The 24,514-nt window shown below is 42.9% G+C and carries 26 protein-coding genes and 1 riboswitch; of the genes, 13 read left to right on the forward strand and 13 right to left on the reverse strand.

Going from position 1 to position 24,514, the window contains the following annotated elements; all coding sequences use genetic code 11:
• Positions 1-88 precede the first annotated feature (88 nt).
• Positions 89-190: riboswitch (purine riboswitch) on the forward strand.
• 136 nt (positions 191-326) lie between these two features.
• Entirely contained in the window at positions 327-1,520 is a 1,194-nt protein-coding gene (locus tag FZC88_RS11630; protein ID WP_148994988.1) for a NupC/NupG family nucleoside CNT transporter, read from the forward strand.
• Positions 1,521-1,612: 92 nt separating this feature from the next.
• Positions 1,613-2,116: an acyl-CoA thioesterase gene (locus FZC88_RS11635; protein ID WP_113968670.1), complete on the forward strand. Its 504-nt coding sequence runs from the start codon at positions 1,613-1,615 to the stop codon at positions 2,114-2,116.
• A gap of 88 nt (positions 2,117-2,204) precedes the next feature.
• Here the strand turns inward: FZC88_RS11635 and FZC88_RS24020 are convergent, their stop codons facing one another.
• Entirely contained in the window at positions 2,205-2,351 is a 147-nt protein-coding gene (locus tag FZC88_RS24020) for a hypothetical protein (RefSeq protein WP_187443593.1), read from the reverse strand.
• Between the two features lie 279 nt (positions 2,352-2,630).
• Here FZC88_RS24020 and FZC88_RS11640 point away from each other — a divergent pair, with 279 nt between their 5' ends.
• Positions 2,631-3,608 (forward strand): BMP family ABC transporter substrate-binding protein, encoded by a 978-nt coding sequence (locus FZC88_RS11640; protein WP_148994989.1) that lies wholly within the window; start codon positions 2,631-2,633, stop codon positions 3,606-3,608.
• A gap of 22 nt (positions 3,609-3,630) precedes the next feature.
• Positions 3,631-5,289 (forward strand): methyl-accepting chemotaxis protein, encoded by a 1,659-nt coding sequence (locus FZC88_RS11645; RefSeq protein ID WP_148994990.1) that lies wholly within the window; start codon positions 3,631-3,633, stop codon positions 5,287-5,289.
• 284 nt (positions 5,290-5,573) lie between these two features.
• Here the strand turns inward: FZC88_RS11645 and FZC88_RS11650 are convergent, their stop codons facing one another.
• A complete protein-coding gene (locus FZC88_RS11650) occupies positions 5,574-5,762 on the reverse strand; it encodes a hypothetical protein (protein ID WP_148994991.1) in 189 nt (62 codons plus the stop codon).
• A gap of 293 nt (positions 5,763-6,055) precedes the next feature.
• Between FZC88_RS11650 and mreBH the strand changes: the two genes are divergently transcribed.
• The 5 genes from mreBH to FZC88_RS11675 all read left to right on the forward strand — a co-directional run bounded on the left by mreBH (position 6,056) and on the right by FZC88_RS11675 (position 10,789).
• Positions 6,056-7,060 carry a rod-share determining protein MreBH gene (gene mreBH / locus FZC88_RS11655; RefSeq protein WP_034761217.1) on the forward strand — a complete coding sequence of 335 codons (1,005 nt, stop codon included), beginning with the start codon at positions 6,056-6,058 and terminating at the stop codon, positions 7,058-7,060.
• Between the two features lie 189 nt (positions 7,061-7,249).
• Complete coding sequence (locus FZC88_RS11660) at positions 7,250-7,813, forward strand: RNA polymerase sigma factor (protein WP_148994992.1); 564 nt, start codon at positions 7,250-7,252, stop codon at positions 7,811-7,813.
• Entirely contained in the window at positions 7,810-8,526 is a 717-nt protein-coding gene (locus FZC88_RS11665; protein ID WP_148995173.1) for an anti-sigma factor, read from the forward strand. Before FZC88_RS11660 ends, FZC88_RS11665 begins: the two co-directional genes overlap by 4 nt.
• 351 nt (positions 8,527-8,877) lie before the next feature.
• Positions 8,878-10,230: a copper amine oxidase gene (locus FZC88_RS11670; RefSeq protein WP_148994993.1), complete on the forward strand. Its 1,353-nt coding sequence runs from the start codon at positions 8,878-8,880 to the stop codon at positions 10,228-10,230.
• Between the two features lie 331 nt (positions 10,231-10,561).
• Complete coding sequence (locus tag FZC88_RS11675; RefSeq protein ID WP_148995174.1) at positions 10,562-10,789, forward strand: hypothetical protein; 228 nt, start codon at positions 10,562-10,564, stop codon at positions 10,787-10,789.
• A gap of 39 nt (positions 10,790-10,828) precedes the next feature.
• Here the strand turns inward: FZC88_RS11675 and FZC88_RS11680 are convergent, their stop codons facing one another.
• The 4 genes from FZC88_RS11680 to abc-f form a co-directional block, all read right to left on the reverse strand.
• Positions 10,829-11,908: a nitric oxide synthase oxygenase gene (locus FZC88_RS11680; protein WP_148994994.1), complete on the reverse strand. Its 1,080-nt coding sequence runs from the start codon at positions 11,906-11,908 to the stop codon at positions 10,829-10,831.
• Between the two features lie 102 nt (positions 11,909-12,010).
• A complete protein-coding gene (locus FZC88_RS11685; RefSeq protein ID WP_148994995.1) occupies positions 12,011-12,526 on the reverse strand; it encodes a GNAT family N-acetyltransferase in 516 nt (171 codons plus the stop codon).
• Positions 12,527-12,623: 97 nt separating this feature from the next.
• Positions 12,624-13,604, reverse strand: a complete 981-nt coding sequence (locus FZC88_RS11690; protein WP_148994996.1) for an NAD(P)/FAD-dependent oxidoreductase — start codon at positions 13,602-13,604, stop codon at positions 12,624-12,626.
• An 88-nt stretch (positions 13,605-13,692) separates the two neighbouring features.
• Complete coding sequence (gene abc-f / locus FZC88_RS11695) at positions 13,693-15,570, reverse strand: ribosomal protection-like ABC-F family protein (RefSeq protein ID WP_148994997.1); 1,878 nt, start codon at positions 15,568-15,570, stop codon at positions 13,693-13,695.
• Positions 15,571-15,616: 46 nt separating this feature from the next.
• On the opposite strand from abc-f, the gene FZC88_RS24025 reads away from it, so the two are divergent.
• Entirely contained in the window at positions 15,617-15,757 is a 141-nt protein-coding gene (locus FZC88_RS24025; RefSeq protein WP_187443192.1) for a hypothetical protein, read from the forward strand.
• Between the two features lie 36 nt (positions 15,758-15,793).
• On the opposite strand, the gene FZC88_RS24655 is transcribed toward FZC88_RS24025, so the two are convergent.
• From FZC88_RS24655 to queF, 6 genes are all read right to left on the reverse strand, one after another.
• A complete protein-coding gene (locus tag FZC88_RS24655; protein WP_282137584.1) occupies positions 15,794-15,907 on the reverse strand; it encodes an RAxF-45 family protein in 114 nt (37 codons plus the stop codon).
• 79 nt (positions 15,908-15,986) lie between these two features.
• Positions 15,987-17,624, reverse strand: coding sequence for a DUF2339 domain-containing protein (locus FZC88_RS11700; RefSeq protein ID WP_148994998.1), 1,638 nt, complete (start codon positions 17,622-17,624; stop codon positions 15,987-15,989).
• 830 nt (positions 17,625-18,454) lie between these two features.
• Positions 18,455-19,303, reverse strand: coding sequence for a YitT family protein (locus tag FZC88_RS11705; RefSeq protein ID WP_148967364.1), 849 nt, complete (start codon positions 19,301-19,303; stop codon positions 18,455-18,457).
• A 29-nt stretch (positions 19,304-19,332) separates the two neighbouring features.
• Positions 19,333-19,566 (reverse strand): hypothetical protein, encoded by a 234-nt coding sequence (locus FZC88_RS11710; RefSeq protein WP_148994999.1) that lies wholly within the window; start codon positions 19,564-19,566, stop codon positions 19,333-19,335.
• A complete protein-coding gene (locus FZC88_RS11715) occupies positions 19,563-20,462 on the reverse strand; it encodes an EamA family transporter (protein WP_148995000.1) in 900 nt (299 codons plus the stop codon). The genes FZC88_RS11710 and FZC88_RS11715 overlap by 4 nt, the downstream gene beginning before the upstream one ends.
• Before the next feature lie 127 nt (positions 20,463-20,589).
• Entirely contained in the window at positions 20,590-21,087 is a 498-nt protein-coding gene (gene queF, locus FZC88_RS11720) for a preQ(1) synthase (RefSeq protein ID WP_148995001.1), read from the reverse strand.
• 347 nt (positions 21,088-21,434) lie between these two features.
• Here queF and FZC88_RS11725 point away from each other — a divergent pair, with 347 nt between their 5' ends.
• From FZC88_RS11725 to FZC88_RS11735, 3 genes are all read left to right on the forward strand, one after another.
• Positions 21,435-22,085, forward strand: coding sequence for a cobalamin B12-binding domain-containing protein (locus FZC88_RS11725; protein WP_148995002.1), 651 nt, complete (start codon positions 21,435-21,437; stop codon positions 22,083-22,085).
• Between the two features lie 86 nt (positions 22,086-22,171).
• Entirely contained in the window at positions 22,172-22,705 is a 534-nt protein-coding gene (locus FZC88_RS11730; RefSeq protein ID WP_148995003.1) for a hypothetical protein, read from the forward strand.
• Positions 22,706-22,731: 26 nt separating this feature from the next.
• Complete coding sequence (locus tag FZC88_RS11735; RefSeq protein WP_148967360.1) at positions 22,732-23,289, forward strand: beta-class carbonic anhydrase; 558 nt, start codon at positions 22,732-22,734, stop codon at positions 23,287-23,289.
• 274 nt (positions 23,290-23,563) lie between these two features.
• On the opposite strand, the gene FZC88_RS11740 is transcribed toward FZC88_RS11735, so the two are convergent.
• Positions 23,564-24,286 carry a 5-formyltetrahydrofolate cyclo-ligase gene (locus FZC88_RS11740; RefSeq protein WP_148995004.1) on the reverse strand — a complete coding sequence of 241 codons (723 nt, stop codon included), beginning with the start codon at positions 24,284-24,286 and terminating at the stop codon, positions 23,564-23,566.
• Positions 24,287-24,514 lie beyond the last annotated feature (228 nt).

Raw genomic sequence — 24,514 nt, forward strand, 5'->3', positions numbered from 1 at the left:
GATTCACCACGTTTTTCCATGCTTTTCTTTACAAAAAAACTATTGTGATAGTCTTCAGTCATATGATAGAGTAGAAAACATATTTCAAATCAACTTCATACGAATTCCTTATATATCTATGGTGATATGGACCATAAGTCTCTACCTGGCAGCCGTAAAGTGCCGGACTATAAGGAAAGTCTTTTCTATATGCTGTTTGTGTATGGAGACTTTCCCTATTTTTTAGAGAATGTCTTCATGCACTTTTTTATTTTTCTGAGAGGTCAGACATCATACGACGTAAACCTGAGGATTCGTTGAAGATTACATGTTGGGGGATTGGTATTGTGAGTTTAATATATGGCATCTTATCATTACTTGGAGTTCTATTCTTAGCGTGGCTGTTGAGCAGCAACCGCTCAGCCATTCAATGGCGCACGATCGTCATCGGGATCTGCCTGGAATTCCTGCTTGTCTTGTTTGTATTAAAAGTCCCATTCGGACAAACCATTTTGAAAAAAGCTGCCTTGGGTGTACAAAAAGTCATCGACTACAGCAATGAAGGAATCATGTTCGTGTTCGGAGGATTTTTTGAGAAGGGAACGAATATTTCATTTGTGTTCGCCATCAATGTTCTGGGTGCGATCATCTTTATTTCTGCACTTATTTCAGCACTTTATTACTTGCGAATCATCCCGTTCTTTGTAAAATATATCGGAATCGGGTTGGGTAAGATCCTTGGGACGACGAAGGTTGAATCGTTTAATGCGATCGGAAATTCTTTTCTTGGATTAGCTGAAGCCCCCCTTTTGATTAAACCTTATTTAATAAAACTGACGCGTTCTGAACTTTTTGCCGTTATGGTTGGGGGAACTGCTTCAGCAAGTGGAGCGATATTAATTGGATATTCATTGATGGGAATCGACATGAAATTCCTTCTACTATCCGTCTTCAGTGTGCCGATCGTCTCTCTTGTGATCGCCAAAATCATCGAACCTGAAACGGAAGAATCCAAAACGAATGGTGATATTTCATTAGGAAAAACCACTCATACGAACGTATTCGAAGCTATTTCCGAAGGTGCCCTTAGTGGTACACAGCTGGCCATCAATATTGGTGGACTGCTCATCGCGTTTATCGGGATCCTTGCTCTCGTCAACGGATTACTGGGTGCTGTCGACATGAGTCTTTCCACGGTCTTCGGCTACCTGTTCTATCCACTTGCACTACTCGTCGGTATTCCGATGGATGAAGCGTTCCATGCTGCCTCCATCATCGGGACGAAGCTTTCTGTGAATGAATTCGTCGCATACAAAGAGCTATCAGGATTGATGAGCGAGCTTTCACCAAAGACCGTTGCGATTCTTTCCGTTGCCCTTTGTAACTTTGCGAACCTGTCTTCGATCGGACAATTGATTGTCGGATTGGGTTCTTTAGAGCCGACACAGCGTCCGATGGTTTCTAAGTTAAGCTTGAAAGCCATCATTGCCGGTACACTGGCAAGCTTCATAACGGCCATTATCATTAGTATATTTCTATAACTTTTTCTCGCGATTATGTTTCTTCCGACCGCCTTTAGTGAATAGTATAAGGTAGCAATCTTTTTGCACATTGATAACGGAAGGTGAATTCATTGAGAGAAAAAAAGTTTATGAAAGAAACGAAAACAAGTAAAACGACCCACGTTCTTCCACCCGACACCAACCATCATGGTACATTGTTTGGTGGAAAACTGATGGCCTATATAGACGACGTGGCCTCCATTGCCGCTACCCGTCACGCCCGTAAGCCCGTCGTAACGGCTTCAACAGATTCCGTCGACTTCCTGCAACCCATAAAAGTCGGGGATGCCGTCACGTTGGAAGCTATGGTTACCTACACGGGTCGCAGCTCCATGGAGGTTTGTGTGAAGGTCACTTCAGAGGTGCTTCTAACAGGAGAAACCAATGTGGCAGCCATCTCCTTCTTGACCTTTGTTGCTTTAGAAGGCAATAAACCAGCCGTCATTGCGGAAGTCGTACCGGAAACAGAAGAAGAAAAATGGCTGAACGAAACCGCCAAGAACCGTGCCGAGCACCGCAAAGCACGCAAAAAACATAGTCAGGAGCTTGCGGAGTTTTTCCGTAAAGCGTATTGATGAAGGGGAGATGCTTGTAGAGAGCATCTCTTTTTTTTGTGGAAGAGTCCGTTCGCCGTTATCTTGGAATCCGGTCTCCTGCCGAATATTAATCGTACGAAATTTCATAGCCTAAATTAATACGACGAATCAGCACTTCGCTGATATATGTGGAATTCCGCTGATAAAACGTAAATTCCGCTGATATCTTGCGTCCGATGTCTAAAACGCTTCTCATTTCCCGTCCAAAATCCATCCCCTCCCCCTTTTCCGATCATATCAATTGTAGTTCCACACCAGATAATTGTAATTATCCATTTTAGTTGCCGAATCCCCCCAAATAATGGTGAATATCCAATTAACATTACCAAACCAATGTACACAACCACCTTCCACACCACATACTCACTCTGAAAACTCCAATCATCCCCACAACATTTTTTTCCCTCCTCCCCTTCAAAATAGGTCCGTCCCTCCGATAATACAGAGGTACGGACATGTGAATGTCTCAATATTTATTTTTGGAGGTAACGGTTTGAAGAAGTTAATCAGCGTGTTTCTTCTTGTCATGCTTGTTGTGGCGGGATGTTCCACACCTATGACGGAAGAAGCGAGTGTAGAAAAGCAGCAGAGTATTGGAATCCTTCTCTCTGACACAGGGCTTGGGGATGGATCGTTTAACGATTCGGCATTTAGAGGATTAGAACGGGCCAGGGATGAATTAGGTATTTTATTTGATTATAGAGAAGCACCGGACGGAAACTTTGAAGAAGCACTCCAGGAGCTTGTCGATCAGAACCATGAGCTTGTGATCGGCCTTGGATTTTCGATTCAAGATGCTATTGAAAAGATTGCAAAAGAAAATCCTGATCAGAAATTTCTATTGATAGACGGATCCTCAGATGTGGATAACATCACATCGATTACGTTTAAAGAACATGAAGGCAGCTTCCTTCTCGGTATGGTGGCAGCTATGAAATCAAAAAGCAACACGATTGGATTCATTAGTGGAGCCGATGTTCCTGTTATTCAACGATTTGAAAAAGGGTTTGAACAAGGTGCTCAGTATATCAATCCTTCCATAAAGGTATTGAAAGACAACGCCGACAATTTTGGTGACGCTGAGCTTGGTGGGAAAATAGCTGAGAACCAAATGAAACAAGGCGCAGACTTTATTTATCCTGCCGCTGGTTTTACAGGAGTGGGAGCGATTCAGGCTGCGCAAAAAGCAGGCATTTTATCTGGAGGGGTCGACTCGGATCAATACTTCATTGCCGAAAAGTCGGTTGTCACGTCCATGGTCAAAAAAGTTGATAACGCGGTATTCAACATAACAAAAGAACTTATTTCAAATCAAAAAATAACTCAACAAGCCTATGAGCTGGGGCTCAAGGAAGATGGCGTGGGATTAGCCCCCATTCGTGTGACCAGCTTGTCTCCTGAAGAAACAAAACAACTAGAAGACGCTAAAAACAAAATCATCTCTGGGGACATTAACATTAAATTGCAATAAATCTCAACTAAGGAGTATTCTCATGGCATTAAAAAGACGTTTACTGATTTTGGGACTTATCCCCCTTATCCTTTCGACGATTATCATTGGGTACATCGTCTCTCAACTGATTTCTCTTCAAAATTCTGCAAATGAAGATGTACAAGTACTTCTTGAAACAGAGACATTGCGGGGAGATTTGAATGTGGCAAAGCAGGCACTATCCAATTACTCCGTCAATTCAACAGCAGAAAATAAACAAATCGTAGAGGGCATTCTGGAAGAAACATCTACGCAGATCTCAGATTTAAAAAAGCTTTTGACAATTAAAGATCAGCAAGAAACCCTTTCCTCCATCGAGGCGAAATTCACAGATTTGAAGACTGCATCAGATGCAGCTCTCACTGAAATGAACAAAGCGGAGATCAAACGACAGTCGATCCGCATCTCCGGCGTCCTGAACGATATGTATCTATTAACGAAACAAACAAATGATTGGTATCAAAGCCTTTTAAAAGAAAACAAGAGGCAAATTGAATTTATTGTATGGGTGTCGGTGATCGGGTTTATCTTAACCATCATCCTATCCATGGCAGCATCTACCTTATTGACACAGCGAATAGTTAAGCCTTTAAACATTATGGTGGATAACGCTGAAAAGATGGCCAATGGTGATTTAACGATTTCAGTTGAGTCGGTTAAAGAGAAAAACAGTAAATTTGAAGTGGACAAACTCCAAACCGCTTTTCACCATATGGTTCTGAACCTGCGGAGTACGGTTCAATCCGTCCATGATATCGGATCAAATGTAGAGAAGTTCACCCAGGATGTACGCTCACAAATGACGAGTTTGGCAGAAAGCAGCAACCAGGTGGCGATTTCGACTGAAGAACTGGCAAAAGGAAGTCAATCCATCTCTGAAGATATCCAGTCAACGGCTGCTTTAATGTCTCTGATGGGTGATGATTTTGCCCAGAATGTGAGACAAAGCGGAGAATCATCCGCTAGCAGTAAAGTGGCATTGGATTCGGTTGAGCATGGCCGGGCATCCTTAAATAAGCAGCAGGAATTTGCTGAAATGATCGCCGAATCTTCTTCATCCATCATGGATTCCATCGAACACTTTGCCCAATATACCGGTGAAATTGAACATGCTTCCCATGCGGTAAGGGAAATTGCCGATCAAACAAATCTCTTAGCACTAAACGCAGCAATCGAAGCAGCCAGAGCCGGGGACGCAGGAAAAGGATTCGCCGTCGTTGCCCAGGAAGTCCGAAAACTGGCAGAAGATTCATCCGTTGCAACCGAGCGAATCGGTAACATGGTCGGAAATATCAAAAATGGCATTCACTCTATTATGGAAGCTTCTCAAAAGGGGAAATCCCTTTCTACTCAGCAAGTGGACTCCATGAGTGTGACAGAGAATGCGTTTAAAGACATATCCGGAAACGTTTCAACCATTTATGAAAATTTAGTACAACTTGAAAATGGTATGCAAGCTTCGAATGAGCGTACCCATCAGGTGATTGCAGCCATTGAAAACATCTCGGCGATCACAGAGGAAACCGCTGCCGGAACGGAAGAAATTTCTTCTTCTACCGAAGAGCAGCTGAGGTACTTCGAACAAATGAATGAACAAGTAGGAAAATTGAACGTAATGACAGCAGAAATGAAAAAAGAATTGGAGCGGTTTACGCTTTGATAATGGGAAAATGCCTCCTGGTGGGGCATTTTTTTGTTTGATAGATCGATTGAAATTGAAGGGGTTTCGGCCGTTCGCCGTTATATTGAAAGTATCGCCGTTAAAACGGGATTTTCGCCGTTATTTTGGATTCCGCTCACCTGTTGCTTATTCATAGTTTGAGAATTCATCCAGGTGAGGTAGTTTCATAGTCACCGTTTCAGCCGTTCGCTGATATATGTGGAATTTCGCTGATATATCGAATATTCCGCTGATAAAATGCAAATTTCGCAGATATCTTGTTTTCAATGCCTAAACTCTCCTTCTTTACCTACTAAATCCATCCCATCTTCTTTCAACCTATCAGAGTAATGGCGATTATACCCGGAAGATAATATAAATATTATCGAAGTCAAAAGAAATACACTACCTACTACAAGAGTCCCCGTCCCCTCCATTTTCACCCAAGCACCATCCCATATAACCACTCCCATGTCCCGAACTCCCCCTTCACCACCTTCCGACTACTCCAAACATCCCTATCTATATTACAGAACGTTTAAATTTTTTTAACGAACAAAAAATCAAGGTCCGTTCCTACGTACCCATACAGGTATACAAAACCCCTCCATCACACACTTTCATTTTTTTAAAAACGCTTTCACTTCTGTCATACTTTGTAATAATTTGTCGGTGGTAAATATCTCCACCTACATAACCCTCAAAAATCTCCTATACTGTATAGAAGGTTATACTGTCTAGAATTCTTATAGTTGGAGGAATATTGATGTTATCAAACTCTGAAATTGGTATCGATTTAGGAACTGCAAATATACTTGTTTATAGTAAAAATAAAGGAATTATACTTAATGAACCTTCTGTTGTCGCGATCGACACAGAGAATAAAACGGTCTTGGCGGTTGGAACTGAAGCCAAGAGCATGATCGGGAAAACGCCAGGGAAAATCGTGGCTGTGCGCCCGCTTAAAGATGGTGTGATTGCCGACTTTGATGTGACAACTGAAATGTTAAAACAAGTGATGAAAAAAGCGAGTAAAAAACTTGGATTCTCTATCCGCAAGCCAACGGTTGTCGTTTGTACGCCTTCTGGTGCAACAAGTGTCGAGAGAAGAGCGATTCAGGATGCCGTAAGAGGAAGCGGTGCGAAATCCGTGACTCTTATTGAAGAACCTGTAGCTGCTGCCATCGGTGCTGATTTGCCTGTAGGTGAGCCTGTTGCCAACGTAATCGTTGATATCGGTGGTGGAACGACGGAAGTAGCGATCATCTCTTACGGTGGCGTTGTTTCCTGTAACACGATCCGTATCGGTGGAGATCAAATGGATGAAGATATTGTTCAGTACGTTCGCAAACGTTACAATCTGTTGATTGGTGAAAGAACCGCTGAATTAGTGAAAATCGAAGTGGGTCAAGCACTGATCGACCATGAAGAAAGAACGATGGATATTCGTGGACGTGACCTTGTGACGGGCCTTCCAAAAACGATCGAACTATCATCCAATGAAATTCAGGATGCGTTGAAAGAATCTCTTCTTCACATCCTGGAAACGATCCGTGCGACATTGGAAAATTGTCCTCCTGAACTAAGTGGGGACATTGTCGACCGCGGTGTGATTCTGACTGGAGGCGGAGCACTTCTGAACGGACTTCAAGATTGGTTGAGCCAGGAAATCGTCGTACCGGTTCACTTAGCTCCAAACCCGCTGGAATCAGTGGCCATCGGCACAGGACGTTCCCTATCCGTGATTCACAAGTTACAAAAAGTAAAATAAACACGAGGTATCCCCCATTTCATTGGGGGATATTTTATTATCAATCCGAAACTCCCCTATTTACCCCACTAACATTTTTTTCAAACATTTATGATCCAAAATCTAATTCCATTCGTTAGCTTATTAAAATTGAGTTCCTAACCGTTGTTTAGTATCCTTATTTTATATGTCAAAGATAAGGAGCGTAATATGCCCAATGATCGACACGATTTAGAACTGTATCAGCAAGTTTTAGCCAAAGATTCAACAGCATTACGACAACTTTATCAACAATACGAAAAACTGATTTATTCTTTCTCTTATAAAATGACAGGTGATCGGGAAATTGCAGAGGAAGTGATTCAAGAGGTATTTATGAAACTCTGGAAAAAGCACTCTCCCTATGACCACAATAAAGGAAAATTTTCATCATGGCTGTTAACGATGACGAGAAATACGTGCCTTGATGCGCTCCGCAGGCGAAAGAAACATGAGTCTGTTGAATATATAGAGAAAGACTCCCTGCAGGTGACCCATGAGACTCCTGCCGATCAGTTGGAATGGAAAGAAAAAGGAGCAGCGATTCGGGAGTGTATCCAGTCGTTGAAAGATGAACAGCAAAACATTGTACAATTATTCTATTTCAAAGGGTTGACTCAACAATCCATTGCCGATTCCACTGACATTCCACTAGGGACTGTCAAAGGAAGAATTCGTTTGGCGCTAAAGCATTTACACACGTGTCTTAAAGGGAAAGGAGGTCAATTCGAATGACTACACACCAATGCGATTACTTACTGGATTACTACAACGGTCATTTATCTGAACTTGAGAGAGCCCAATTTGAAAAACATCTGGAAAGCTGCCCACAGTGTCAGGAAGAACTTCATGAACTGGAGCAGTTAGCAGAATATATGCCTTTCGCATCTGATGTTGTCGAGCCTCCTAAAGACCTGGAAGACCGTGTTTTGGCTAACATTCTGAGTGAAGAGAAGCCAAAGGCTAACGTCCAACCTTTCTCCACTAAGAAAAAGAGATCATGGTTCCTCCCTTCTGTCGCAGCTGCCCTGGCCCTTTCCTTAATCGGGAATGCGTATCTGTTTACACAGCTCGAGGACCAGAACGAAGTGGTTGAACAAGCAACCATCGATCAGGTAGTACAATATGTCGACCTCGCTGCCGTCAGTGGAAATGCAAAGGGTACAGCAAGTATCATCAAGCAGGGGGAACAAACAAGCATGGTGGTCCAGGCTTCTGAGCTTCAGGGTCTTTCTGACGAAGAAGTGTATCAGGTCTGGCTCATTAAAGATGATAAACCTGAGCGTGCCGGAACATTTGTCACGAGTAAGGATGGCAAAGGATCGGTTGTATTCAAGTTTAACGAAGAGTTCACGAAGAAAGATTGGGATACGGTGGCCATCACCCTCGAGCCCGATGCGAACAGCCAGCTACCTCAAGGGGAGATTGTTTTAGCCTCGGAAATATAAAAAAAGTTCAATAAATGTTTTTCGCCCGGCAGTCCAGTACTGCCGGGCTTTTTTATTTCTATTGATGATTATTTCGTTTTTTTGTCTATCGAAATGTTCGAGAAATTCGCACCAGGGAATTAAGTCCTATGTAACAGAGGATATACAAATGTTAAACAATATCTATTCGTTATTCATTTCTACTTTTTATATGGCTACATAGTAGAATACCCCCTATCCTTGTTATCTTTTACACCCTACTTTTCACCCCTATTAAAAAATAATAGAAAAAATTCAAAAAATGTGATCCATGTTTGAACTTCTGTCGTTAGCTTTATGAAAATATAAAAAAAAAAAAGGAGCGATTCAATTATGAAAATGAAAAAAAGTTATTTAGCCGTCCCTTTAAGTATGACATTACTAGTACCGACTGTAGGTACAGTTTCAGCCCACAACGGCGAAGATCATTCACACGAGGTGAAAGTGGATACTCCAGCAGGAGAATTAAGAACAACATTGGACCATTTACTTACTGAGCATGCATACTTAGCGGTGGAAGCGATGAGACGCGGAGCTGAAGGAGCTGAAGATTTTGACGCAGCAGCCGGTGCCCTGAATGATAACGCAGCCGATTTAAAAGGAGCGATCGCTTCTGTATACGGTGAAGAAGCCGGTAATCAATTCAACACAATCTGGACGAATCACATCGGATTCTTCGTTGATTATGTAAAAGCTACAGGTGCTGATGATCAAGCGGCGAAAGACGAAGCACTTGCAAATCTTGCAGGCTACAAAGAAGAGTTCTCTAACTTCCTTGAAACGGCAACTGGTGAACGATTAAAATCTGATAGTTTGGCAGAAGGACTTCAAATGCATATCAACCAACTGATCGGTGCTTTTGATAGTTATGTAGCCGGTAACTATGAAAAGGCTTACGAATACGAGCGTGAGGCTATCGGACATATGGGAATGGTATCAAAAGGATTATCAAGCGCCATCACGGATCAATATCCTGACAAATTCGAAAATACCATGGCTGTTACTCCGGCAACGGATTTACGTTCAACTCTTAACCACTTATTAACAGAGCATGCTGCCCTTGCAACGATGGCCATGCAAAACGGGATTGACGGATCAGAAGATTTCGATGCTTCTGTTGGTGCCCTGAATGCAAATACCGACGACCTGTCTGCAGCAATCGCTTCTGTATACGGTGAAGAAGCAGGTAACCAGTTCAAAGACATGTGGTCCAAGCATATCGGGTTTTTCGTTGATTATGTGAAAGCAACAGGTACTGAAGATGAAGCAGCAAAAGAAGAAGCCCTTAAGAACCTTGATGGATATCGTGCAGAATTCTCCAAATTCCTTGAAACGGCAACGGACGGTCGTTTAAAATCTGACGCCTTAGCAGAAGGACTTCAAATGCACGTGGATCAACTGATTGGAGCATTCGACAGCTATGCTGCCGGTGATTATGAAAAATCCTGGGATCAAATCCGTATGGCATATGAGCATATGCTGAATCCTGCAAAAGGATTATCAGGAGCATTTGCTGATCAGTTCCCTGACAAATTCAAAGCCAATATGCCTTCTGAAATGCCAAACACCGGTATGGGTGGAACAGCCGGAAATGAATTCCCATTCGAATTCCTTCTTGCAGCTCTGCTGATCATCGCTGGTGGAACCACACTAGGAATGAAAAAATACGCTACACACAAAAAATAATAGGAAAAGATGAGAGGGACGGACCTATTAAGGTCCGTCCCCCAGTGTGAAGATGAAAGGAGTGGCTTCACATAATGTATACTATGAGGGTTGTACTACTTGTGCTTGTACTATTGCCCATTTCTGCTTGTTCTGCAGGATTAAGTTCAAGTTCTCAAGAAGACAAGGCGCACAACCGATAAACAAGACGAAAAGCCGTAAGATCAAACGGAAAGCACCACCGCTTCCCCTTTCCCATAAATAAAAAACAGCACGGACTCTTTCCGCTGCTGTTTTTTTATGGATATTTTTACAAGATAGGGAAAACCTACTAGTAAGGAAGGTGAAGATGATGAACGAACAACAACTTGAAGATCTGTTCAGCTTTTATGGCTATGAGAATCTATACAAGCGATTCAAGACCCCTCTTTATGTGACTGGCATTATGGATGATGCAGATGCAGAATTAGTTGAAGATTTCTTTGAGAATTTCACATTCGATGGACCTGTTTTATTTGATGAGTTCAGGTTTTGGTTTCAATATTATGAAGTGTCCAAACAACCGCCATTCACGTTATAAAAAAAGCTGCTTTCTGTACAAAACAGAAAACAGCTCCCCTTAATAAGGCGCATCCTGATAGAAATAATTCGTCGAATTCCACGTATTGTCGTACTCTTTATGAAATATATGAGTCGCTGCCGGGGACACAGGTGGTATCAACCATGTCCAATCCCCGGTCACATCACGGTCGGCGCTCTTCTCGTTCTCTTCAAACAAGCGGAACTGCTGGGCAGCCGTATGATGATCCACGATGCTTACCCCATCTTCTTTAAAGGAATGGAGCACGGCGATATTCAACTCGATCAGCGCTTTATCTTTCCACAACGTTGCCGCCCTCGACATATCCAACCCCATGCAGCTCGCTACTTTCGGCAGAAGATTATAGCGGTTCTCATCCGCAAGATTCCGTGCGCCGATTTCCGTCTCCATATACCAGCCGTTAAACGGAGCTGCTTTATATGAGATGCCCCCGATTTTCAATTCCATATCAGAAATGATCGGAACTCCATACCACTTCAACCCCAAATCCTGGAACCAGTCAAACTCAGGGTGGCGTAGAGGAACCTCCAACTTAAGTCGGGATTCAATCTCTTTCCACTGTGGAGGTCCGTCCCCGATTTGCACGACGAAAGGCAGGACATCAAAGTCAGTCCCCTGCCCTTTCCAGCCAAGCTCCTCGCATTTCTTCGTAAAACCGATGGAATGCGGGTCTCCTGCATACTGCCCATCCTCCACATAGCCGGCATATCTGATCAATTGATGATTCCATAGTCTGATGTCAGGCTGCTGTGGCTGAGACGGTCTGAAGATGGTAATCGTCGGACGGATTCTACCATTATTGGAAGCATAGTCGAGGTGGCGCTTTAACGCACCGAAAACCTCGTCCTCCGTCGACGCTTCCCTTTCGTCAAACACGTTCAACGAATTCCAGAACAAGCGGCCGATGCAGCGATTGCTATTTCTCCACGCCATCTTGGCTCCGTGTACAAGCTCTTCTCTTGTATGAGTATAGGTTCCTTCTGTTCTTAGTTCATCTTCTATTTGTTGTAAGCGCAGCATCATGTCTTGCACGCTTTTATTTAATTCCTGATAACATTGCTCAATGAACGCCCTCGCCTCATCCAAAATCTGTGTCAATATAATCGCTTCCCAACTTTCTTATTCAGCGCATACTGTACCTTCAAGTATACCATTTATCCTATACTCTTTTCCTTGGTACATTTGAACAACCATTGAATCTTAATGCGTCAGCGCTTTTTCATAGCAGCGATATTCCTGATGCCCCTCTGGTTTAGAGGTGAAATAGACCGATCCCCGGTAATCATAGCCCATTTTTTCATAAAGGTAATTTGCTCCCGTGTTCCTCGAATACGCATCTAACCGGATACTATCGAAGCCTTTTTCACGAGCGAACTCTTCACATTTCTCCATGAAGATTTTCCCCAATCCATTACCCTGCTGAAGGGGATCGAGAAACAAGGCATGAATCACCCACTCATTCTCAAGTTTCCAAGGAATCTCGGACCATTCCGGGGACTGCCATTCATTCAGGGTCGCGGATCCTGCTATTTTTTCATCTATCATAAGTACGTACAGATTTCCATTTGTCATTTCTTCCTCAAAATATTCACGGCTTGGGTAGACTTCATTCCATTGAAGTAATCCCTTTTCATCCAGATCCTTTTTACATCTCAAGTACACGTCCATAATTGTGTCGAGATGGTCAGGATTCGCTTGCTTTAGTTGAATGTTCATTTTTTTTTCCTCTTCTTATCATTGGATTTATGTACTCTTCTAGTGTTTCTTGATGATATGGCGGTTATACTGAACCCCGCAATCAACCTTTCACGAATCATGAGAGTGGTGATCCCTTCAGCTTTTCTGCCACTCTCTCTCCTGCTGAAATCCCGGATAAATAAGCACTTTCAAACCGAGTACGTCCTGCTTCATCATTTTCTCTTAAAAAGGCGTCTCCACAAACAATAACCCGCTGATTACTTCCAAGTTCCACATAAGGGGAGCGAACGACTTTTTCTGCCTCTGCATATTTCCAGCGTTTCAATTGAGCATCGACCAGTTGATTTCCCTCTCCGAGATGAAGTTCTGCAACCTTCTGAATTTCACCCAAAATGGTGTCGTCCTCAAGATCAAAGCGCTTCTTCGACCAGGCTCCCGTCATATACACACTCACCGTTACTGTTGAAGAAATTCCTTTCTTATGATGATCCACCACCCGTTCAACTCCCGGGGGCAATTGTTCGTCCTTATGTCCCGGTGCAGGTACGATGCTTACCTGATTAAAGGTGAACATTCCAACGAAACAAGGAGCGAACGTGATATGCTTTAGCTCCTTGCTTTCGATCTTAGGTAGCAAAGTAAGGGCTTGAGGTACTGGTGCCGTTACGATGATATGTTCGCAAAGGATCTTTTCACCATTATCCAGTTCCACTTCCAGAGGTCCGTCCCTCCCATCAAGGATGGAGGAGACTTTCGTATTAAGCTCAATTGGAAGTGCTTCGGCCAAGTTTTTGGCCAGGGCGTTCATTCCATTGACTGAGGTGTAGCGCGGGTAGGGGTCGCCAAACCACCTTTTGATCCAGCCTGACTGGAGCCAATTCTCAACGTCTGTTTGAAGTTCTGGAGAGCGAACAGTGAAGAACTGTGCGCCGTGATCCGCTTTTCCGTCTTGGATACGCCTTGTGGCGAGTCTCCCTCCGACACTTGTACTCTTTTCAATGACGATGATATCCGTTATTCCATTATCTTTTAACGTTTTGGCAGCCATGATCCCTGACAGGCCTCCACCGATGATGATCACTTCTTTTTTAAACATTCAATCTCATCCTCTCTTCTTTTTCATTATACAAAGGTCATTGGAAATTATGGAAGGGAGATGACTTCAACGTCATCTCCCTTCTACACTAACCCATTAATTCTTCTAACTCCTGATACATTTTGTCTCGATCCTGCTCTTTCTGTTCTTTTTCCTTATACAGTTCCTGAAGGATGTCCAAGTCTTCTTGTGAAAGAAGCATCTCTTCAATGGAAAAAATCTCTTCTTCAACCCGTTCCAGCTCAGCTTCCACCTCTTCCATCTTCCGCGACGGTTTTTCAGGTGCCGCTTTAGGGGGTGCTTCTTTTTTCACAACAACTGCAGGCACTTCCTGCGGAACAAGTTCAGGCAGCTTTTCCTTTGCCCAGCTATATGGACCATCAAAGAAATAAAGTTCGCCCTTATGAATCCAGTACGTTTTCTTAAATAACTTATTTAAAAAGTACCGATCATGAGATACAGCCAGGATCGTGCCTTTAAAGTCCTCCAAGGCATCCTCCAACACTTCTCTTGAATCAATATCCAGATGGTTCGTCGGCTCATCAAGGACAAGGAAGTTAATGTCCTGATACATCAATTGGGCAAGGCGGAGTCTCATCTTTTCCCCACCGCTCAGCTGCCCTACTCGTCGAAACACATTCGGTCCATAAAATAAAAATTTAGCTAGAATATGCCGTGCATCTCCCTCTGTCACGGGAACCTCTTCCCGAAACGCATCAATCAAACGAACACTTGGATCCGCTACCGTAAAGTGCTGGGAAAGATAGCCTAATTTCACATTGCTTCCGATTTTCACAACACCTGCATCGGCGGTTTCTTCCCCGAGAAGCATTCTGATAATCGTTGATTTACCGGTTCCATTCTGTCCGACAATCGCAGTACGATCCTTGAAGTGGACGAGGAGATCGGCGCCACTGAACAAGCTTTTGTCTCCATAAGCCTTTGAAGCACCCTCCATGGAAAACACGATTTTCCCGCTTCGATCCGTTTCCTCAAATTCCAATCCCATCTTCTTACGGTCCAGAACCGGGCGCTTGATCTTCTCCATCCGTTCTAACGCCCTCTCCATGTTACGTGCCCGTTTATGCAAAGCTTCGTTAGGAGGATTTGCCTGATTTGCCCATTCCCTTAACCGTTTGATCGCTTCCTTCATTTTCTTGATTTTCTTCTGTTGCTCCTGATAGGCTTGAAATTCGATCATCAAACGTTCTTCCTTTTCCTTCACAAAACCGGAGTAATTCGTATGATAAATCGTCAATTCCCCGTCCTCTAAGTCATACACCTTCGTAATCACGTTATCGAGAAAATAGCGATCATGGGAAATACACACGACGGTGCCCTCATACTCTCTCAAAAAATCCTCCAGCCATTCCACGGCTCCGATATCCAGGTGGTTCGTTGGTTCATCAAGGAGCAGAAGATCAGGTTTTTGCAAAAGTATCAAGCCTAAACAAAGCTTCGTTTGTTCCCCACCACTGCAGTCATTGAAGTCCTTATCCACCAATTCACTGATGTCCAATCCATTGACGATCTTTGAAATATTGGATTCAATTTCATATCCCCCGGCAAGAGTGAATCGGTCCTGGTTTTTGCCGTATTCCTCTAATAATCGGTTGAGAGTATCGGCATCTTGCTCCGTCCCCATTTGAAATTCCAATTCTTTTAATCGCTCACCGGTCTTGATTAATTCGGAAAACGCAGAGCGTAATACGTCAAGTCCTTTCGTACCTTCCGGATAATGAGGGATTTGCGCAAGGTAGCCTACCCTGGCTCCCTTCTTTAAATGAACAAGACCTTTATCAGGGGATTCGACTCCTGATAATAATTTAAATATCGTCGTCTTCCCCGTCCCATTTCTGCCAACGAGACCGATTCTTGCTCTTTCTGGTATTTCAAAGGATAAGTCCTCAAATATTAAATGTCCTCCAAACATCTTACTTAATTCCTGTGCACTGCATAGTATCATTTTCCTCTTCCTTTCGTTCATCTATTTTAAGGTAAGAGGTTCCGTTATGATCACAAAAAAGCCATGGGAAGCAGAAGGCTCTCCCATGGCTGATCGAAGTGCGATGGCACTTCCCCCTTTTATAAAAGAAGGCATAAAAAAAGAGAGCGAAAACGCCCCCTTTTTCCGATTCTTTATAGAAAAGTGATTGGAATTGAGACCTCTTACCGTTCAGTATTCATATTTATTTGCTGAAAAAGGGCATACGTGTCCCCTTGAAGGCAAATACATGAAAAATTGCACGGCAAATGTAAATATAGTCTAAATACTTCCCACGCAATCCTACAGAACGATTCATCTCAATTCCACCTCCTTTTCCATTAAACGATAGTTAATATCACCATTATATAATTATTCTGAAAGCTTTTGCAATGTGTTTATTCCTTTTTATATAAAAATCTTGAAAGCACAAGACCGATCACTCCGATTGGAATCAGGATCATGGCACGGATCGTGAAATCCAGGAACACGAGATCTGCCAGGAAGAATTTCACCAGTGCCAGAGCTAAAAAACTGATCCCCACCCAGCGGTAAAAGGCATCCTTCCTGCTTTCACCGAAGATGAGATAAGCAATGGACAGGGCGGCAATTGCCACGGTGAAGGCGGTGGTTCGCTGGGTATAATCCCAGCCGATTACAATGAAATCCGTCAAACGTAACACGAAGAACATCACAATCACTGTCAACACCACTTTAATCGCCGTTGTCGACACGTTTAAGAAAGAGGACTCCTTTTTATTGTAATGGGAAAACAGATACACATACCCAAAAGCAATCACAAAAATCGACAGCTCAATCGTAAAGAAATCATCGGATGCACCGACCAGTACCCCGAGGAATGAACACATCATCAAAAGAATGGAAGCAACCAAACCAAGATAGCTTTCCCTTCTTCCAGCAAGCCATAAAAGGGCAGTAGCCTGAAGGCCGACTAAGACAAAGCGCCAATCGTATTCTAATAGTTCAAATAAGAAGAGGAGCACATGTAGGAAACCTAAGACCAGCAGGACATCCTTTGTTTGTTTCTTTTCCTTCGGTTCAATGAACGATACGCCGATATACACCGCTGCGAAAGTCACATAATAAAAGAGTGGGATCGCTGCGTAAATATCATTCAATAATCCGAGAAGGATGAAGGAGCCTGACACTAGAGCAGGAATCATTTCGGCACTCACCCGTTCATCGCGGCCCAGCACGATCAACAGTAAAACATAGGCGTGCTGAATGGCAAATGGAATCAGAACGGTCAGCGTCATCGCCCCTACCCCAAAGACCGCAAAGAAAAACAATGAGAAATATAGTAAGTAATAATGTATATTCCAGGCAATCCGGTATCGTTTCACCGTACTGAACGTCATTAACACAAAGAACAATACTAACTCATATCCGTAAAACAACCACTCATTCCGTTCGTCCCCTGCAAAAATGAACGGAAACAGATACGCTCCTGCCCCTATCAAGCAGAGGATCACTTCAGAACCATGCTTATGAGAAGTCAACAGTCCGACAGAAATAATGACGAGTAATAGTAGATTCGTGATGAGTCCGCCTATATATCCATATAAGATGTTTGCCGAGAATAACGTAATGATCGCAAGGACGATGCTCCCCGACAGCAGCGTGAGGGCTAATTTCCTCTGATCCCTGATATACCGCTCTCCTAAGTAATACATCACCATACTGATGACAGCCCCCGTTAACACCCTTAAACCGGGCGTAACCCAGCCATTTTGAGAAGCAGCCATAAAGCCCCAGATACTTCCTATCAATAGAACAAATAGAAACACTTTCGGAAGCCAGCGTTCCACTGAAAAGTCGAAGGGCTCTTTTTCAATGAATGGCTCATTTTCCTCATCAGGGAAATGCTCTTCAGGTTCTGCATACACTTCTGCTTTTTGGATGACAGGCGCTTCACTTTCGCTCTTCGCTTGTATCAACTGCCTTTTCACAAGGTATAGCTCTCTTTCCAGAGTGCTGATTTTCCGTTCCAGGCGTTCAAACTCTTCTTTCTCCATAGTTCCACCCCCTACCTATTATTTATACAGGAATAGGCCAATATTTTCCTTTATTTTTTGGAAAGTAGAACAGTATTTTATGACAAGGCTCTTTTCGTAAACATTGTTGCTATTTAAACAGAGAAAGTACGGCGGTGCGCATCCTCGTTTCCCCCACTTATTATTCGTAGATTCTAAAAAAGGAAATTCATCTTTTGAATGAGTGGTAGTGTGAAAACATGGAACGTTCCTTTTCGCTCCAGGCACTTGCTTTCCGCGGGGAGGAAGTCGAGCCTCTATCTCCCGCAGGAGTCAAGTGCCTTCCGCTACAATCCACTCTGTGCTACTAAATTCTGACTGCTATTTATATGGATATAAAAACGAAAAAACACTCCTAGTGTAGATAAGTTGAGCTTTTATTCCCAAAACGGACCATCTACAAAGGAGTAAAAGAAAATTTATTGTTAACTCATAGATCGGTGGATCATCTAACTATCTATCAAATGAAACAAACAATGCTACCGTGGAAAAGGACCTCTCTTAAAGAGAGCAGTAGTCCGTTTACTATAGAGAGTTTTTGTCACTTTTAAGCTCTGTCACGAAATTTCCATATAGATGGTGAGGAGAACTGCGTAGACTCCTGCGGAAGTACGGTCGTGCCGAGACACCGGAAGCGAAGCTGAGGAGGCTCGGCCGAACGTCCGCGGAAAGCGAAGCAGTTCCCCTCACCCTCTAAGCATACATTGATTGACAGAGCCAATGCAGTTCCTATGTAACTAAAAAACAATCTTTGCAAAAAGAGCTTTTGACAAAGAAAAAGCTCCACCTTATTGAAAGGTGAAGCTTTGTTTCTATGCCAATCGTTTGAAGTTTTGACCGAGTATTTCATTCATTGTATGGACCGTGATGAAGGCACGGTTATCAACCTGGGTGATGAAGCCTTTCAGCTTGGAGAAGTCCTTGCGACCAAGGATGGTCGTGATGACTTCCTTTTCGTCGGAAGTGAAGGCTCCTGTTGCCGTATGGATCGTCGCTCCTTTTCCCAGTTCATGAACGATATAAGACTTGATCTCATCGCTGTATCTGCTTATGATCACAATCTCTTTATTTGAATTGAATTGTTGCAATGCATAATCGATTACCAATCCGTTCAGGATGACACCGAAGAATGCATACATTCCGACTTGCGGTCCGAATAATACGGCTGAGGACATGGCGATTGATAAATCTGCCAGCAATACGCCTCTGCCTACATCTATATTGAAATATTTATTAAAGATCAGGGCCACGATATCCGTTCCACCCGTTGATGCCTGTTGGTTGAATACTATGGCCATCCCGGTTGCGGCAATGCATTGCCCGATAATCAATTGAATCAAAATATCATCACTTAATGGAGCACTCATGGGAGCAAATCGCTCCAATAACCAAACGTAGAATGAAAGGGCGAAACTTGCGTAAATGGTTTTCGCACCGAAATTAAAGCCGAGAAAGATCACACCGACGATAAATAATACGATATTGATTATGATCATGAACAGTCCAAGGGAAAGACCCGGAAACAGATCGTTCATGATGATTGACAATCCACTTACTCCCCCTGTCGCTAAATTATTTGGCGATAAGAAAAAATGGACATTCACCGAAACAAGAAATGCACCAAGATTCATCATTAAGAAGGAAAATATTCTTTGTCGCATCACCGCAACCTCCTTTTTCTTTAAAATTTTTATTGATTTTCCGTAAATAGTTGAACAACGGGATTATAAAGCCCATCAAGACCCTTTGTAAAGGGAATCCGGTCAAATAAATAAGGTTTAATAATTGTGAAAATTGGAAGGGTTTCCAGATGCGATGATGGTAGGGTTCGGGTTTTAGGGGGTAACAATTGGGGTAAGGTGGGAATTTTAGCTCTCACCGCAAAAAAAGCTCCCTTCACCAAAGAAGAGAGCTTTTCGTTCACCCAAATTGTTTCCTATTCCGGACAGGTCCTATATGAAATTGAGGAATGGCTATCCCTATCAAGATCAGCAGGATGCCTATGAGCTGCAATAGCACCACTTGTTCATGGAGAATCCACATGGCCGCGAGTATCGCAGCCGGAAGTTCCGCTGCCCCCATAATCGTCGAGAGACCCGAATCGAGGTGTGGAGTACCGATCGCGAAAAAGACGACGGGAAAGATACTTCCGAAGATGCCGACGAGTAGTCCAAAGTCAGCCATTTCAACAATTTGAACAGGTTCTTGAAGGAAAGAAGGGCGAAACGCGATGAGGACTACAAGTAAACCGCCAAGGGTGATCATCATGCTTTTTTGAATCGTGGGCACTTCTCTTGCCACCTTGCCGCTGAAGAAGATAAACAGGGCAAATGTAATGGCTGCAAAGAAACCAAAAAGAATTCCCATACCATTTTCAGACCATCTGAAACGTTCAGAAGAAATCACCCCTCCTGCAAGCAAGGTTCCCATCCATAGAAATACAACCGAAAGCAGCTTCTTATTGGAAGGGAATTTTTTTAAATAGATCGATTCAATCAAAACACCGATCCATGTGAATTGGAATAGCATGACAACTGCAATGGAAGCAGGAACCTCATGAAGGCTGAGACCATAAAAGACCCCCGTCAAGCTAAGAAGGATTCCGACCCCGAAGAGCGAGATCCAATGCGTCTTAGTCATCTTTATTTTTTTAGTAAAAAGAAAGGCCAGGAATAACATAGCCACTCCAAATAAATACTGTATACCCGTTACATCTGAAACAGAGTAGCCTTCAGCAAATCCAAGCTTCACGACAGAAGCATGTATCCCGTAAGAACTTGCTCCAATTAATACACAAAGAGATGCGTTTAACGGCTTCATCCCGCTCCCTCCTTTTCTATCTCTTCCCGCAAGTATAATCCCGGAAATTTATTTCGGCAATAGAAATATTCGCCTATCGTTAAACAAAAAAAAGAACGATTCCTAAAGCAGAATCGTCCTTCCCATCTTATCGGTTATCAACCTTCTCCGGATACAAATCATGGTTCATCAAGCGGTGGTCTGCCATCGTTTCGTATTTCGTACCTGGCTTTCCGTAGTTACAGTATGGATCAATGCTGATTCCTCCGCGTGGAGTGAACTTACCCCATACTTCGATGTAGCGTGGATCCATTAATTCGATCAGGTCGTTCATGATGATGTTCATGCAGTCTTCGTGGAAATCACCATGATTTCTGAAGCTGAACAGGTAGAGTTTGAGTGATTTGCTTTCCACCATCTTTTCACCTGGTATATAGCTGATATAGATGGCAGCGAAGTCTGGCTGACCTGTTTTCGGGCATAGACTTGTGAATTCAGGACAGTTGAACTTCACAAAATAATCCCGGTTTGGGTGCTTATTATCGAATGCTTCCAAAATGTGTGGAGCATATTCGAAAAGGTAATTCGTTCCTTGATTACCTAATAATGATAGATCTGTTAAATCTTCGTCTTTTCTTCCTGACATGTAAAAAATCCTCCCCTTCAGAGTGCCTCGAATGAAGGAGGACATAGCATTAGCCTAAGAATCGACATAACAGGCAGGTAAATTGCAAATAATGCACTATCCTGTTACGCTTAAAGGATAACATGTTTAAGAAAATCCCATGTTAGATTCATAGAACCATAGTTTTTTATAGAGGGTTAATGCTATGAACCTCTCTCAGGTACTTGAGCGACAAATTGTGTTACAGAGGTTATATTAAATAAGAATATAGGGAAAGTCAATCCAATTATAGATTGAAATTTGCAGCAGGAATTTCAATTCTATCTATTGAATATAGTAATTGGTATTTTTGCTGGGAGTGATCATAAATGAATCAGCTGGTCCAGGCTTTCACCAAGTCTATTCTCGCGGGAGACGTGCATTCATTAATGGAATTACATTCGTCTTCTATTCACTCAAAAATAGATAATTTTACTTTTTATGAGAAAATTATTAAACCATCTATGTATAGAATCGGTGATCTTTGGGAGAAAAATCAAATTACCGTTGCAGATGAGCATTTAGCTACTGCAACCCTTAAATATTTACTTGCAACAATATTTACCCATCAAGAAGCTTTGGAAAACCATCCTAAAGCTCTTTTATTTTGTATAGAGGGTGAACATCATAGTTTAGGACTTGAGCTTGCGAACGAAGTGTTCAAAGAAAAACAATGGAATACCCGTTACTTGGGAGCAAATGTCCCTGTTAAGGATGCCCTAACATTTATTGAAGCGTGGGAACCCCATGTCGTTGGGATTTCAATCGGGATGACAACAGAACTGACTCGATTGAAAGCGTGCATTGAAAAGATCAGAGAGCATAATCAAGAGATTGAAATTCTGGTTGGCGGTCGATTGATTTCAAACTATACCCTGGATTTTCTGGAAAAATCACAGGTAAAAAGCTTTAATGACTTGTTAGAGCTCAATGATTACCTGACAGATATGTCTGAACAGCCTGTTTCCCAGAAAGGCTAGCTCCTTCATCATATTTAGCCAAACTTAATAAGGTTCAACTGAATGTTATCCCACATGAACCTCCTCTATAAGTGAGGAATGGGGCAATGACGTCCATTAACCTTTCCCAAGGGAGTGATCATGTGGAAAATCTGCATTTATGCCCGATTCCTTATCTACTATTGGACAGGCAGTTTAATTTAATAGATGCGTCAAATTCAGGGTATGACTTCTTAAAGCCTGGAGAAAACTTCATGTCTATAGTAGAAGAGGAAAGCTCGCCAAAGTTCGCACGGATTATTCATAAGAATTCCTCCGGTAAAATGGAATTGAATCTGAAGAGAAATGATTCATTCGAGCTGTTTGATATTTTCTATCAGTTTTCAGATATGCAGCAATATTTCCATGTTGCCGTCATTTCTAAAGACGTTCAATACAAGAAAGTATCAGATCAAATGAATGGCTTATTTGATCTCATGGGTAAGTCCACGTATCCACGAAAAGAACCGAATTTGACAGAAGTACTGGCTAAAGTGTCTTCTCTTTATTTGAAGCTTTCTAATACTTCTGATTGGAATCGACAAGAAATTATGGATAAAATAAAAGAGATAGAAAATCACCTTCAGCAAAATGTGAAGTGATAATAAATTTTATAGGAGAAGACAATATGACTTTATTAACGAACATACTTGATTACAACCAGCAGTTTGTGCAAGAACAATCGTACGAAGAGTACAGAACAACCAAGTTTCCAGACAAACGATTAGTTATTCTTACTTGTATGGATACCCGTTTAGTAGAGCTTCTGCCTAAATCCATGAACATGAAAAATGGTGACGTAAAAATCGTCAAGAATGCCGGTGCGGTCGTGAGCCATCCGTTTGGCAGCATTATGCGCAGCCTGCTCGTTGCGGTATATGAACTCCAGGCAGATGAAGTACTCGTAATCGGTCACCACGACTGCGGAATGAGCGCCATCAACAGTGATAATATCCTGGACAAAATGAAAGAACGCGGGGTGGCGGATGAAACACTCGACACCGTCAACTACTCCGGAATCGACCTCCACGACTGGCTGAAAGGCTTCAGCTCAGTACAGGAAAGCGTTGCCCACAGCGTCGACATGATCAAAAACCATCCATTGATGGATAAAAAGATTCCTGTCCACGGGCTTGTCATCAGTCCGGAAACAGGGAAGCTTGATTTGGTTGTAGAGGGGTACTAAGAAAAGCGGAGGAGGCTTGTTCAGAGGCGACAAGCATAAGCCCCCCCTACCGGAAAGGCGTTCTTTGCCTTTTTGGTAGGGGGGGCTTATGACCTCTAGCCGCCGGAGCTGGACAAGCAGAAAAGCGGAGGCGGCTCGTTCAGAGGCGACAAGCATAACCTAAAAATCCCTGAAGGCGAACTCGCCTTCAGGGATTTTTGCGTATTTAGAGGGACGGACCTCCAGTTTTCTCATAAAGCCTGTCCTTATAGCATTCCTGCCAATTGATTGTAGATTATAGGTCCGTCCCTCTAGAGAACCCCTTTAATTCCTTCAGGATCGGCATTTTTTCCATTTCGTCTTGGGTTACGTGTTCCCATTCGATGCCATGTGGTTTTGGGTAGGGGGTGTGGGTTTCCGTGATGCCTTCTTCGGTGATGATCCAGTCGACTGCCAGGTCATAGGAATCTCTTGGGATGTCGTCTCTTACAAGCTGCTCACTGTTTATAGTCGTGATGACAGGCACCGGGTTGTTCCCGATTTCACGAAGGATGGCATATTCGCGATCGGCATACCCCTCTCCTTTTCCGAGCCTTCTCCCATCACGATGAATCGCAACGGAACCAACTACGATTAAGTCGATGGCAGGTATATCTGTGAGCGGTACAACTTTACCATATGTATTCATATGCTTGATACTCGCTGCCTTTCTCTCTTCCCCCCCGGGTACCCATTCAGGCTTGATCATGACAAACCCGTCCTTTAAGCGCGGTGTTGGAATGAGCAAGGTTTTCCCGTCCTTCAACACAGATGCGCGAAGTGGAAGCTGAGGTGCATCCGGATTCACCTTTACGACCTCAGCATCCTTGTAAATATCCATACTTTGAACATAAGAGGCCGCCTTTTCTGCCCCTTTGAAATTGGGAATCCGTCCTACTAACGGAAATGGAAACCGCCCTAATTTATTTTCTGTCAGACGATTCCATACCTTATGCCTGATTTCATCTTTCTCATTCATACTTATTTCTCCCCCTTTTTCAAGAAAAACTGGTAACAGGTACTAATTTCCCGATTCTTACGGGAAAATCAACTCAGAATTAAAACCATTCACCATCATTATACATAGTGCTGCTATTATTCTTATCATCCTAATGTCTATCAAACCATTTTAATCTGAGTCGCCAGCCTGCTTGATGTGGGCTGGTTTTTATGGTGGGGTGCAGGAATTTGGGAGGTTGTCTTTCCC

This window comes from Rossellomorea aquimaris (assembly GCF_008180865.1).
Lineage (GTDB): Bacteria > Bacillota > Bacilli > Bacillales > Bacillaceae_B > Rossellomorea > Rossellomorea yichunensis.